Annotated in this window: 15 protein-coding genes and 1 other RNA gene; 3 read left to right on the top strand and 13 right to left on the bottom strand. The window is 66.5% G+C overall.

The genetic code is table 11. The features are described from left to right. Nucleotides 1–708 precede the first annotated feature (708 nt). Nucleotides 709–1,329: a thiamine phosphate synthase gene (gene thiE, locus OZ10_RS16715; RefSeq protein ID WP_039565991.1), complete on the bottom strand. Its 621-nt coding sequence runs from the start codon at nt 1,327–1,329 to the stop codon at nt 709–711. A 51-nt stretch (nt 1,330–1,380) separates the two neighbouring features. Between thiE and OZ10_RS16710 the strand changes: the two genes are divergently transcribed. Further along, the gene (locus tag OZ10_RS16710; RefSeq protein WP_039410453.1) at nt 1,381–1,593 is read left to right on the top strand and encodes a rubredoxin; all 213 of its coding nucleotides are present in this window, start codon (nt 1,381–1,383) and stop codon (nt 1,591–1,593) included. Between the two features lie 80 nt (nt 1,594–1,673). On the opposite strand, the gene OZ10_RS16705 is transcribed toward OZ10_RS16710, so the two are convergent. The 8 genes from OZ10_RS16705 to OZ10_RS16675 form a co-directional block, all read right to left on the bottom strand. Beyond that, the gene (locus tag OZ10_RS16705) at nt 1,674–2,555 is read right to left on the bottom strand and encodes a SirB1 family protein (RefSeq protein ID WP_039410446.1); all 882 of its coding nucleotides are present in this window, start codon (nt 2,553–2,555) and stop codon (nt 1,674–1,676) included. A 40-nt stretch (nt 2,556–2,595) separates the two neighbouring features. Next, complete coding sequence (locus OZ10_RS16700) at nt 2,596–3,042, bottom strand: DUF192 domain-containing protein (RefSeq protein WP_039410443.1); 447 nt, start codon at nt 3,040–3,042, stop codon at nt 2,596–2,598. Nucleotides 3,043–3,462: 420 nt separating this feature from the next. Beyond that, nucleotides 3,463–4,110, bottom strand: a complete 648-nt coding sequence (gene rpiA, locus OZ10_RS16695) for a ribose-5-phosphate isomerase RpiA (protein WP_039410440.1) — start codon at nt 4,108–4,110, stop codon at nt 3,463–3,465. A 94-nt stretch (nt 4,111–4,204) separates the two neighbouring features. After that, nucleotides 4,205–4,675 carry an EVE domain-containing protein gene (locus OZ10_RS16690; protein ID WP_039410437.1) on the bottom strand — a complete coding sequence of 157 codons (471 nt, stop codon included), beginning with the start codon at nt 4,673–4,675 and terminating at the stop codon, nt 4,205–4,207. Beyond that, the gene (locus OZ10_RS16685; protein ID WP_039410435.1) at nt 4,672–5,292 is read right to left on the bottom strand and encodes a 5-formyltetrahydrofolate cyclo-ligase; all 621 of its coding nucleotides are present in this window, start codon (nt 5,290–5,292) and stop codon (nt 4,672–4,674) included. The genes OZ10_RS16690 and OZ10_RS16685 overlap by 4 nt, the downstream gene beginning before the upstream one ends. Before the next feature lie 379 nt (nt 5,293–5,671). Next, nucleotides 5,672–5,855: non-coding RNA, 6S RNA (ssrS, locus tag OZ10_RS20735), on the bottom strand. Nucleotides 5,856–5,951: 96 nt separating this feature from the next. Next, nucleotides 5,952–6,251, bottom strand: coding sequence for a cell division protein ZapA (locus tag OZ10_RS16680; protein ID WP_039410433.1), 300 nt, complete (start codon nt 6,249–6,251; stop codon nt 5,952–5,954). Continuing rightward, nucleotides 6,248–6,469: a TIGR02449 family protein gene (locus OZ10_RS16675; protein ID WP_039410450.1), complete on the bottom strand. Its 222-nt coding sequence runs from the start codon at nt 6,467–6,469 to the stop codon at nt 6,248–6,250. Before OZ10_RS16675 ends, OZ10_RS16680 begins: the two co-directional genes overlap by 4 nt. A gap of 235 nt (nt 6,470–6,704) precedes the next feature. Here OZ10_RS16675 and OZ10_RS16670 point away from each other — a divergent pair, with 235 nt between their 5' ends. After that, nucleotides 6,705–7,247, top strand: coding sequence for a YecA/YgfB family protein (locus OZ10_RS16670; RefSeq protein ID WP_039410430.1), 543 nt, complete (start codon nt 6,705–6,707; stop codon nt 7,245–7,247). A gap of 13 nt (nt 7,248–7,260) precedes the next feature. After that, entirely contained in the window at nt 7,261–8,589 is a 1,329-nt protein-coding gene (locus OZ10_RS16665; protein WP_039565987.1) for an aminopeptidase P N-terminal domain-containing protein, read from the top strand. 157 nt (nt 8,590–8,746) lie between these two features. Here the strand turns inward: OZ10_RS16665 and OZ10_RS16660 are convergent, their stop codons facing one another. The 4 genes from OZ10_RS16660 to OZ10_RS16645 form a co-directional block, all read right to left on the bottom strand. Further along, complete coding sequence (locus tag OZ10_RS16660; RefSeq protein WP_039410424.1) at nt 8,747–9,145, bottom strand: XVIPCD domain-containing protein; 399 nt, start codon at nt 9,143–9,145, stop codon at nt 8,747–8,749. Nucleotides 9,146–9,284: 139 nt separating this feature from the next. Next, nucleotides 9,285–10,610 (bottom strand): Xaa-Pro dipeptidase, encoded by a 1,326-nt coding sequence (pepQ, locus tag OZ10_RS16655; RefSeq protein ID WP_039565985.1) that lies wholly within the window; start codon nt 10,608–10,610, stop codon nt 9,285–9,287. 61 nt (nt 10,611–10,671) lie between these two features. Further along, nucleotides 10,672–11,019 (bottom strand): PilZ domain-containing protein, encoded by a 348-nt coding sequence (locus tag OZ10_RS16650; RefSeq protein WP_039410418.1) that lies wholly within the window; start codon nt 11,017–11,019, stop codon nt 10,672–10,674. Further along, nucleotides 11,016–11,503: DUF1631 family protein (locus OZ10_RS16645; RefSeq protein ID WP_039565982.1), on the bottom strand; the 488-nt coding region annotated here is incomplete at its 5' end. The genes OZ10_RS16650 and OZ10_RS16645, both read right to left, overlap by 4 nt.

Raw genomic sequence — 11,503 nt, 5'->3', positions numbered from 1 at the left:
GGCAAGGACCAGTCGAGTTGGTCGGCCTGCATGGATTTCAACAGCGACTAGCAAGCTGCGACGCGATGTCTTTGCTTTTCCACAAAGCTTTTCAACAAGCCACCAGCCAACTGTCTGGCGTAGTGTCCTCACCGATTGCGGGACCGTGTGGCGGCATGGATGCCGCTACCGAGCCTACAGGGACGTACTTGCGGCGTGTCCCGCGAGCGGTGAGGGCACCGCGCCCTCGGCCAGACTCGAAGACAGCCAAGCGATCGCGAGACACACGATGCAGTTGTCGCTACCTGATTGCTCGCTACGGACAGATCAGGCGAATAGCGGATCATCTGCGCCGTTGCTGCAGGGCCCTTGCCCGCCCACCATCGCGGGACACGCTGCAAGTACGTCCATGTAGCTCCGTGGCGGCATCCGTGCCGCCAAGGGTCCCGCGACGGTGGGCGGGCAAGGACCAGTGGAGATGGTCGGTGCGCACAGGTTTCAACAAGCAGCCGGCAAGCTGGCGACGCGGCATCTTCGTTTTTTAAAAAAAGACCAGCCAGGTGTGTGATGCGGTGTCCTCACCGATTGCGGGGACGCCAAGGGTCCCGCGACGGTGAGCGGGCAAGGCCCGTCACGATGGTCGGTGTACCCGGTGCAAGCAAGGCATCAATCCTGCGCGACGGCCTACAACGCAGCCAGCATCAATCGTCTTCAACGCTCGCCGCACTATCACGCAAATCCTGCGCGATATGCCTGCACTGCTGCGCCCGGATCTGGCGCCGCATACACGCCGCTGACCACGGCAATCAGGTCGGCACCTGCAGTCACCAGCGCGGGCACCTGCGCAGCTGCGATGCCGCCGATCGCCACCCGGGGTAGACCAAGCTCGGCCGCTTGCTGCAGTAGCGCCGGCGTCGCGCGCCGGGTGGTCTGCTTGGTGGTGGTCGGGAAAAACGCACCGAACGCGACATAGCTGGCACCCGCAGCGGCGGCGATGCGCGCGCGCTCGATCTCGTCGTAGCACGACACCCCGATGATCGCCTGCGGCCCCAGCCGCGTGCGTGCGGCTGCCACCTCGCCATCGTCTTCGCCCAGATGCACGCCCTGTGCACCGACCTGCGCGGCCAGTTGCGCATCGTCGTTGATGATCAAGGGCACACCGTGCGCCGCGCAGGCCTCGCGCAGGGCGCTGGCCTGGCGCAACCGCAGCGCCCCATCGGCCTGCTTGTTGCGATATTGCAGCCAGGTGATTGCTGGCAATAACGGCACGGTGCGCAGGAGCAGGCGCTGGGTATTGGGCTCGTCCGGGGTGATCAGGTACACGCCGCGGGCGTCAAGGCGGTGGGGCATGGCAGCGCTTCCGAAAGCGGTGGATGGGATGGGACAATGCTGGCCCCACCGTTGCATGACCGCGATTATCCGATGAGCGACACATCCACCACCACCTACCGCACCTGGATGTGCGTGGTCTGCGGGTTCCTCTACCACGAGGCCGACGGCATTCCCGAAGAAGGCATCGCGCCCGGTACCGCCTGGCAGGACGTGCCCGAGAGCTGGACCTGCCCCGATTGCGGCGTCACCAAGGACGACTTCGAAATGGTGGAGATCGACTGACCGCTTGCCTGCCCGGACCGGGCATCGACCACCTGCCGCGCCATGCCGTGGCGGCTGAGCGGGTAGAAGTGCGGGGGGGCTCAGTGCGCCCGCGCGCGCTGGCTGTTCAGTTCCACCAGGTGCTCGTGCAGATGGGCCGCGTCCTGCGCGCTCGGGTTGAGTAGCAGGTAGCGCGAGAGATCGTGGCGGGCGCCATTGCGATGGCCCAGATGCAGATAGGCCATGCCACGGTCGCGCAGCGCCTCGGGTTGGTCGGGCACCAGCTTCAGGATGCGGTCGGCGCTGCGCGCGGCGCGGTCCCAGTGCTCGGCATCGGCGTACACGCCGTGCAGGTTGCGCAAAATGCGGATCAGGATCGCGCGGTGCGGTGCCGGGTCGAGAATCTGCGCCAGCGCACGGTCGTCGGGGATTTCGCCGCCCAGGTGCGGGCGCGCGCGCTCGCGCAGCTCGTCCACGCCCAGCGGGCGACCACCGTTGAACGGGTCCATCACCAGGACCCCGTCGTCGACCGGCAGGCGCACCAGGAAATGTCCCGGAAACGACACCCCCGCCAGCGGGATGCCCAGGCGCCGGGCCACCTCGATCTGCACCATCGCCAGCGAGATCGGATTGCCCAGCCGGCGCTCGAACACCTGGTTCAGATAGCTGTTGCGGGGGTCGTAGTACTCGTCGTGATTGCCCGAATAACCCAGTTCATCGAACAGGTAGCGGTTGACTGCCGCCATCTTCAGCGGCCACAGATCGATCGCCTCCACCTCGCGGCGCAGGTGCTCGACGTGGCTCTGCACCAGGGTGTCATACAGCTCGGCATCCAGCTGTGGATACTCGTCGCGTGCGATCAGCAACGCGGTGGACATCAGTGGCACCGCATCGTCGTCCAGGCTGGCGAGCGCGGTCCAATGGGGAAGTGGGAGCATGTCGACCATGCTGACAAGAGTGTCGGCAAGCGGCGCGGGGTTCAAGTCCGGTACTTCCTGACAGGAGACACCGCATCGCTGTGAATCACTTCAGCTTGGGAATATCCGGGCTGAAAACGAGTTCGGCGCCGTCCTGCAGGTCGAGCCTGGCGGCCTGGCCGGCATTGAGCTCCAGCACATAGCGGGCCGGCGCCTTGCTTGGGTAGGGCGGGCAGGCGTCGCCGGCCGAGCACGGCGGCACATCGCGCTGTTGCGACACCAGCCGGCGCTGGTTGTCGAAATACAGGATATCCAGCGCGATCTTGGTGTTCTTCATCCAGTACGCCATCGGTTCCTGGCGGTCGTGGATGAACAGCATGCCGCGGTCTTCGTCCATGGCGTCGCGGAACATCAGGCCCTTGGTCCGGTCGGCATCGTTCTGTGCCAGTTCCACCTGATAGCGCGTACCGGCCAGTTCCACCCAGGAGCCGCCGCTGGCGCAGCCGCCAAGCAGGAGCAGACAGGCAAGACCAAAGAAGCGGGCAGGGCGCATGCGGCAAACCGATGAGGCGGGGATGGCGCACCTTCTGCCATGCACCGGCGTGCGTCAAGTCGCGGCAGCAGGCGATGCAGTGCGGTGCCGGGCAAGGCATCGGGACGGGCCGATTGCCCGCTGCGCATCGCGCGGCCACGGTGCCGCCTCGCCCAGCGCGCGGGATGCGGGAAGGTCGCTCCGCAACGGTAGCGCGTTGCATCTGCCTGAAAGCGGGGAGACACGGTCCGCTTGCAGATGCGCCGCGTGCGGACTTCTGTATGCAGACAGCGAGCAAGTTGCGCCGGTCGGGCAGCGTTAGAGAGTCGCCGCACCGGCCACCGCTGTGAAGAGACCACCTGCAACGCCGCGTTGCCGGCGCGGCCCCGGTGTCGGATGTCTGCGCGCCTTCGGGCGCACGAACATCGTCCGCGTCATGCGTCAGAGCACGCGTGGCGGTGTGCCGCCGACGATCACCACATCGGCCGGGCGGCGCGCAAACAGGCCCACGCAGACCACACCCGGAATCTGGTTCAAGCTGCGCTCCAACGCCACCGGATCGGTGATCTGCAGGTTGTGCACGTCCAGCACCACGTTGCCGTTGTCGGTCACCACGCCGTCGCGCCACACCGGCTGGCCGCCGGTCAACGCCAGGATCTGGCGGGCAACCAGGCTGCGTGCCATCGGAATCACCTCCACCGGCAGCGGAAACTTGCCCAGCACCGGCACTTGCTTGCTCGGGTCGACGATGCAGATGAAGCGTTCGCTGGCCTCGGCAATGATCTTCTCGCGGGTCAGTGCCGCACCGCCGCCCTTGATCAGGCAGCGGTTCGGGTCGCACTCGTCGGCGCCGTCCACATATACCGACAGATTGCCGGTGTGGTTGAGATCCAGTACCTCGATGCCGTGCTGGCGCAGGCGTGCGGTGCTCTGTTCGGAGCTGGAGACCGCGCCCTTGATGCGGTGTCCGATACGGCCCAGCGCATCGATGAAGTAGGCCACCGTCGAGCCGGTACCGACACCGACGATCATGCCGTCTTCCACGTAATCGAGTGCCTTCTCGGCGGCCAGGCGTTTTGCGTCGGACATTTGGGAGCTCGGGATTGGTGATTGGGGATTGGGGATTCGTCGAGGCGGTGCAACACGGGCGGGCATTGAGCGAATCCCCAAGCCCCAATCCCGGTTATTCGAGCCCTAAAAGCAGCTTCCACTGCGCGGCGGTCACCGGCAGGATCGACAGGCGATTGCCGCGCGCGATCAGCGGAAAGCCTTCGCCCAGTGCATCGGCGTGTTGCTTGATTTCATCCAGCGCAATCGTGCGCTTGAGTTTGCGCTCGAACGCCACGTCCACCAGCATCCAGCGTGGGTCTTCGCGCGTGGACTTGGGGTCGTGGTAGTCGGATTTTGGGTCGAACTGGGTGTCGTCTGGATACGCAGTGCTGGCGACCTTGGCGATGCCGACGATACCGGGCACCTTGCAGTTGGAGTGGTAGAAGAGCACCCCGTCGCCCACCTGCATGCCGTCGCGCATGAAATTGCGCGCCTGGTAGTTGCGGACGCCGTTCCACGGCTCGGTGCCGACGCGTTCCAGATCATCGATGGAGAACGTGTCCGGCTCGGACTTCATCAACCAGTAGCGCTTGCGGGCAGTCATGCAGAGAGGCTGTCGTCTTTCGGGAAAGTGGCGTGTTCGGTACAGATGGCGTCCACGCCCACGTCCCAGGATTCGGTCGGCAAGGCAGGCACCTGCTGCGCGGCAAAGCCGACGCCCACCAGCCAGGGCGGCGGCGCCTGGCGATGCCGGAACGCGAAGCTGCGATCATACCAGCCGCCCCCCATGCCCAGCCGCCGGCACGCCGCGTCGAAACCGGTCAGCGGGGTCACCACCAAGGCCATGTCCTGTGGCGCCAGCGTGTCGGCCAGATCCACGTCCGGCTCGGGAATCCCGTAGCGATTGCTGACCAGTCCCTGGCCCGGTCGCCATGGTGCAAAGCGCAGCATGCGTCCGTCCAGCACCGGCAGGCAGTAGCGCACGCTGGCCGGCAAACTCAGCTGCCAGCGATGCAGCGCGATCTCTCCATCCGTCGCCCAATACCCGGCCACCGCACCGGCCTGCGGCGCGAACGGCAGCGCCAGCAAGCGCTCGGCCAATGCATCGGCAGCGGCCAGTCGCTGCGTGGCCGGCAGGCTGCGGCGTTGCGCACGCAACTGCCGACGCAGCGCGTCTCGGTCCTGGGTCATCGGTGTCTCGCAACGGTCGAAGGCGCACATTGTCGATGGCCCACGTCCAGCTGCCTAGCGCCATGTCCGCAATGTTCAACATCCCGTTCGAACGTCCGGCGTCCGGTCGGAACGTCGGGCGCCAGGTCTGGATGTGCCGCCGGGCAATCGCCTCGTGGCCGGTTGGCGGGGCGCGGTGCTTACGCGCTTGGCGTAGAGGAGATGTCTTCGTGCGTTCCGTCCGATGATGCTGCGCACGTGCGCTCCCGAGGCTGCCCTCCAGGTTGCCGTATCATCGACAGGCCAATTTTTTCTGCAGCAGCACCCCAGGGCACGAAGGGCTGCATCGCTGCGCGCGGCAGGCGTCATGCCCAAACGCTTCGCCAGACACACAAAAAGAAACGACGCCCGAAGGCGCCGTTTCAGATTTGCATTCTCCGCGGTGACGATGCGGGCGAAACGACCTTGAACCCGGGGTTCAAGTGGGGACGTTGTGAGGCCATCGGGCTTCCCGCTACAAGGCGGACTTGCACACCCGGCTTCGTCGCGCCCCCGTGGTCGTAATTAAGGGACAAGGCGAATGTTTTGCACGCTGTCGTTTACAGCAGAGAACGCAGGTGAAGTATAGACCTCTGCTGCGCGATGGCTAGCCCATTCGTCGGCACGCGGTCGCAAAAATTCATCTTTGCGACGGCAGTGCGACGTCGCGCTCAACGCGGCGTGTCGGCCAGGCCGTCCAGGCGACGGTTCAAGCTGTCCAGCGTATTCGCCAATTCACGATCGTAGAGCGCCTGTTGGTCGCGCAACTGCTGCAACTCATGGGCAAGATTCAGCGCAGCCAGCACCGCCACACGATCGACCGCTGCCATGCGGTTGCTGCCACGGATCTCGCGCATGCGCAAATCCAGCAGGCGTGCTGCAGCCGTAAGGCTCTCGCGTTCGTCGGCAGTTACGCCCACCGTGTATTCACGATCCAGAATGCGCACGCTGACCGGTTCGTTGCTGCTCACGTGTGCTGCTCCAGTGACTTCAACCGCACGATCATGGCTTCCACCCGTGAGCGTGCCTGCTCGTTCTTGGTCAGCAGTTGCGAGCGCTCGCCGATCAATTGTTCCTGCTGATGGCGCAGGCTGCGGTTCTCGTCGGTCAACCGTTGCGTCCGCTCTACCAGCGCCTCCACGCGGGCGGCGAGTGCGCGGATCTGAGCGAGGGCGGCAGCGTTGTCCATGCGCTCACGATAGGGGCGCGCGCGCGTCACGGTCAAGCGCCGCTCACGGGCCGGTCACGCGCCATGAAGCCAAGCCTGCCAAGGGCTGCCGCCGGCCTGGCCCGCTGCAGCGCGCTGCCCATGGAACGCTGCATGAAGCGACCGGATCGCGGTTGGGACGGGCGGCCTTGATACACTGGAAAGTCTCGTCGCCCGCCTCGCGCGGGTGCCTTCTGTTCCTAGCCTGGATGACCCGATGGATCTGCCTGACGTAACCGCTGTGCAAACTGAAAGCCGTCAGCTCGGGCTGGCGTCCTCTGCGGCGGAGTTGCACGGCGGGCTATGCGGGTGGTTGTCCGGTGGTGGGGCCGACAGTGGCGACTGGCTGGCCCGCATCCTGGCCGACAACGCCCAGGCGGCGCCCAAGCAGGGCGGCGCGCTGGATCGGCTGCGCCAGGCCACCGTGGCACAGCTGGAAGACCGCGACTTCGCGTTCGACCTGCTGCTGGTCGAAGATGGCGCCCCGTTGCCGGCGCGTACCGATGCGCTGTTCGATTGGTGCCGCGCGTTTCTGGGCGGCTTCGGGCTGGCTGCGCAGCAGCGCCCGGCGCTCACCGAAGAAGGCGAAGAAGCGCTGCAGGATCTGGCCCGCCTGGCGCAGGCATCCAGCGACGATTTCGATGCCGGCGAAGAAGACGACACCGCCCTGGCCGAGATCGAGGAATTCGTCCGCGTGGCGGTGCTGTTGCTGCATGGCGACTGCGTCATGGGGCCGCGTTTTCGCCAACGTCTGAACTGATCGTCGTCCCGTCATGAAGAAGCTCACCGGGATCGGCGCGGCCGAGTATGCGCGCCGGCGCAAGCAACTGATGCAGATGGCCGGCGAGCACGCCATCCTGATCCTGCCCGCCGCCCCCGAGCGCGTGCGCAGCCACGACACCCATTACCCGTACCGGCAGGATTCGGACTTCTGGTATCTGAGCGGCTTTCCCGAGCCCGAGGCGGTGCTGGTGCTGGTGCCCGGGCGCCGGCACGGCGAAGCCATCCTGTTCTGCCGCGAGCGCGATGCCGAGCGCGAAGCCTGGGACGGCCCGCGCGAGGGGCAGGAAGGGGCGGTGGAACGCTACGGCATGGACGATGCGTACCCCATCGACGATGTGGACGAGATCCTGCCGGGTCTGCTGGAAGGGCGCAGCCGGGTCTATTACCACTTCGGCCGCGATGTCGATTTCGACCTCAAGCTGATCGGCTGGCTCAAGCGGGTGCGCGAGCAGGTGCGTCATGGCGCGCAGCCACCGCATGAATTCCTGGAGCTGGGACATCTGCTGCACGAGCAGCGCCTGTTCAAGTCGCGCGATGAACTCGCCTTGATGCAGCAGGCCGCCGACATCAGCGTGCGTGCGCACCTGGCCGCCATGAGGCTGGCACGCCCGGGCGTGCACGAGTACGAACTGCAGGCCGAAGTGGAGCGCATATTTCGCGCCGCCGATGGGTGGCCGGCCTACGGCAGCATCGTCGGCACCGGCAGTAATGCCTGCGTGCTGCATTACCGCGCCAACAACGCGCGCAGCCGCGACGGCGATCTGGTGCTGATCGACGCCGGTGCCGAATACCGTGGCTATGCGGCCGACATCACCCGCACGTTCCCGGTCAACGGCCGCTTCACGCTGGCACAGCGCGCCCTGCACGATCTGGTGGGTGCGGCGCAGGCGGCGGCGCTCGCGCAGGCGCGCCCCGGCGTGGCCTATGAGGCGGGGCATCTGGCCGCGGTGGAGACCTTGACCGAGGGTCTGCTACGCCTGGGCCTGCTCAAGGGCAAGCTGGAACGCAACATCGCCGAGGGGCATTACAAGCGCTTCTATCGACACAAGACCGGCCACTGGCTGGGTCTGGACGTGCACGATGTCGGCGATTACCGGCTGGCTGGCGACTCGCGCCTGCTGGAACCCGGCATGGTGTTCACCATCGAGCCGGGGCTCTATGTCTCTGCCGACGACACCACGGTGGAGCCCAGGTGGCGCGGCATCGGCATCCGCACCGAAGACAACGTGCTGATCACCGGCGATGGCCACCGCGTGCTGACCGATGCACTGGCACGCAGCGCCGACGAGATCGAAGCGGTGATGGCCGGCAGCGCGTAACCGCCGGCGCGCGGGAGGGTCGCAGCGGCCAACACACCGCAGCGAGCGTCATGAAGGCGCAGGCAAAACGCAGTCGCCGCAATGGACGCGTGCTACGCCGATCCCAGGCACCAGCTGCGCCCGCCTGGCGACTGCACAGGCGCTTTGTCGGCTGCGTTCATTGGCCCAGCTGCGGCGTCTGGGTGCGTTCGGGGTGCTGCACCGGCTCGCTCGGCCCGGCGAGTTGACGTGCGCGCTCGAACGATTGTTCTTCCGGTGTGCCCAGCGCCTGTTCGGTTTTCATGTGCGCACGCAGATGCGCCGGATTGGACGGGTCGCCTTGCACCACGAACACGTTCTCGCCGCCGTGCACGCCGCGATGGTTTGCTTCGCTCATCAGCACGTGATCCACGCGCGACAGCCCGCCTTCCTTGGCCAGCGGCAACAAGGCGGCGGTGAGGCGTGCGCTGGTCTGATCGGGCGTGCGACCGTGTGCCGCATCGATCGCATGCACGCCGCGTTCGATCTGCTGATACATCGCGTGGTCCGGGTGCGCGCTCTGGCGTGGGTCGTTCATGGCAGTGTTCCGTGTGGTGGTGCTGCAGCGTAGCGGGGCGTGATCGGGTGGTGGATGGCGCGCTTGGGCGCCCATTTCAGGTCTTTCGCCATTCTGGCCCGGCATTGCACACCGTGGTGTGGTCGGCCGCGCCTGCTGCTCAAGCGGCGGCGAAGACCGGGCGGGTCAGGTTTTCCGGCGCGTCGTCGGTGCACACCACTTCATCTTCGATGCGAATGCCGCCATACGGTTTGAACTGCTCCACGCGCTGCCAGTCGATGCTGGCGGCGTGGCCGTTCTTCTTCACTTCGTCCAGCAGCATGTCGATGAAGTACACACCCGGCTCGATGGTCACCACCATGCCAGGTTCCAGCACGCGGGTCAGGCGCAGGTAGGGATGGCCTGTCGGGCGTTCGATGCGGCCGCCGCGGTCGCTTGCCGCAAAACCGGCCACATCGTGTACCTGCAGGCCGATCAGGTGGCCCAGGCCATGCGGGAAGAACGCGGCACTGACGCCGGTGGCCAGCGCGGCCTCCGGCGACACGGTGATGATGCCGAACTGCTGGAGGATGCCCATCAACGCCAGATGCGCATCGATATGCAGCTGCTTGTAGTCCACGCCGGCGCGCACGGCCTGGCCCATGCGGGTCTGCGCGGCGTCGACTGCATCGATCAGGGCCTGGAATTCGCTGCCGGTATCGGCGGCGTAGGTGCGGGTGATGTCGCTGGCATAGCCATGTGCCGACGCGCCGGCATCGATCAGGAAGCTGCGCAGCGGCTGCGGTGGCTGCTGGCCGAGCTCGGTGTAATGCAGCACTGCGCCATGCTCGTTGAGCGCGATGATGTTGCCGTATGGCAGCGTGTTGGCATCCTGGCCGACCGCCGCGCAGTAGGCCATATGGATGCCGAATTCGCTCTGGCCGGCGCGAAACGCCGCTTCTGCGGCACGATGGCCGCGCACTGCCAGCTGCTGGGCGATGCGCATCAACGCCAGCTCGTACGGGGTCTTGAAGGCGCGTTGATAGTCCAGGTAGTCGAGCACCGGCTGCGGGTTGTTCGGCACGTAGGCGCCGAGTGCGCTGCGCGCCTCGCCGAGGATGGCGCAGCGCTCGACCTGCCTGGGCAGCAGCGCCAGCGCCTGTTCCGGTGTGCGGATGATATGGATGTCGCAGTGCTCCACCCACCAGCCGCTGGGCGCGTCGGGCACCACGTGCCAGTAGTCGAATGGTTGGTGGAAGATCACCGTCGGCCGCTGGCCCGGGGTGTAGACCAGCCAGCTGTCGGGCACCCGCGTCAGCGGCACCCAGGTCTTGAACTGCGGGTTGACTGCATACGGGTAATCGCGGTCGTCGAACACCTGGTAGTGCGTGCTGCCGCTGGGGACCACCAGATGATCGAAGCCGCCGCGTTGCAGCGCCTGGTCGGCACGCGCGGTCAGCGTGCGCAGGTGGTCGGAATACAGGTGGCTCAAGGAGGGCTGGGTCATGCGGGACTCGATCGGCAATGCGAAGCAATGCGCAAGTTTGCCGCAATCGCAGTGCGCTGCGTCAGCCGGCCATGTGTTCTTCGGCGATCCAGGCGCGCAGGCGCTGGCGATGCGGCTCGGACATGCTCAGGAACCGGAAGCCGGCCCAGGCCTGCCCGGGCGCATGCGCAGCCTCCGACCACAGCAGGTGCACGCCGACGTCGATCGCGGTGGCGCGGCCAACGCGTTCGGGCAGGCTGAAACGCAGCTGGTACAGCGCGTCGTCGTGCAGGGCAACCGAGGCCAGCAGCAGCATGCCGGTTTCCGAGACATTGCCGACCCGGCCGATCTGCGCTTCGCTGAGCATGTCGATCACCGGCACCATGTCGTTTGGTTGGCGGCGCGGCGCACGGCGGGTGTCCTGGATCATGGCAAGGCCTCTGCGGGAGCGTGGCCGGCCAGGCTGCGCAACGTACGCACGGTGGCATGCCAGGCACGGTCGATCAGGCGGGATTTTTCTTCGACCAGCAGGCGCGCCTGGCCGCCGGCCATCAGCCGCGCCAGCCCGTCCAGCGAGTGCTCGCCGATCTTTTGCCCGCGCTGATTGACGAACAATGCATGGCCGGTCATCGGGCTGTACCAGGACAGGCGTTGCCGGCGCAGGTCGCCTTGCTGGTTGATCACGAATTCGAACCAGGTCCCGAACGGCAGGCTGCGCAGCTGCGCGTAGCAGGCATCTTCGGCCGGCGTGCGCGGTATGGCGGCGGGCTTGTGCGCTGCAGTGTCGGCCTGCTCGCCCAGGCGCGCGCGCGCCTTGAGCTTGGCGGCCAGTTCGGTGCGCGAGCCGAGCGCATCGTCGCCGCCGGGCGTGGACAGGCGCCGCGCAATCGCGGCCGCTTCGTCGTGGTGATAGC

The sequence above is a fragment of the Xanthomonas cannabis pv. cannabis genome (assembly GCF_000802365.1).
In the GTDB taxonomy this organism is placed as follows: Bacteria; Pseudomonadota; Gammaproteobacteria; order Xanthomonadales; family Xanthomonadaceae; genus Xanthomonas; species Xanthomonas cannabis.
The sequence above is the reverse complement of the archived record's forward strand: the minus strand, read 5'-3'. Positions and strand labels throughout refer to the sequence as shown.

Excerpts from the sequence above, each read along its gene's own strand:
- OZ10_RS16700 (WP_039410443.1), bottom strand. The coding sequence starts at position 3,042 with ATGCGCCCTGCCCGCTTCTTTGGTCTTGCCTGTCTGCTCCTGCTTGGC.
- rpiA (WP_039410440.1), bottom strand. The coding sequence starts at position 4,110 with ATGTCCGACGCAAAACGCCTGGCCGCCGAGAAGGCACTCGATTACGTG.
- OZ10_RS16665 (WP_039565987.1), top strand. The coding sequence starts at position 7,261 with ATGAAGAAGCTCACCGGGATCGGCGCGGCCGAGTATGCGCGCCGGCGC.
- OZ10_RS16670 (WP_039410430.1), top strand. The coding sequence starts at position 6,705 with ATGGATCTGCCTGACGTAACCGCTGTGCAAACTGAAAGCCGTCAGCTC.
- OZ10_RS16650 (WP_039410418.1), bottom strand. The coding sequence starts at position 11,019 with ATGATCCAGGACACCCGCCGTGCGCCGCGCCGCCAACCAAACGACATG.
- pepQ (WP_039565985.1), bottom strand. The coding sequence starts at position 10,610 with ATGACCCAGCCCTCCTTGAGCCACCTGTATTCCGACCACCTGCGCACG.
- OZ10_RS16675 (WP_039410450.1), bottom strand. The coding sequence starts at position 6,469 with ATGGACAACGCTGCCGCCCTCGCTCAGATCCGCGCACTCGCCGCCCGC.
- thiE (WP_039565991.1), bottom strand. The coding sequence starts at position 1,329 with ATGCCCCACCGCCTTGACGCCCGCGGCGTGTACCTGATCACCCCGGAC.
- OZ10_RS16660 (WP_039410424.1), bottom strand. The coding sequence starts at position 9,145 with ATGAACGACCCACGCCAGAGCGCGCACCCGGACCACGCGATGTATCAG.
- OZ10_RS16685 (WP_039410435.1), bottom strand. The coding sequence starts at position 5,292 with ATGTGCGCCTTCGACCGTTGCGAGACACCGATGACCCAGGACCGAGAC.
- OZ10_RS16690 (WP_039410437.1), bottom strand. The coding sequence starts at position 4,675 with ATGACTGCCCGCAAGCGCTACTGGTTGATGAAGTCCGAGCCGGACACG.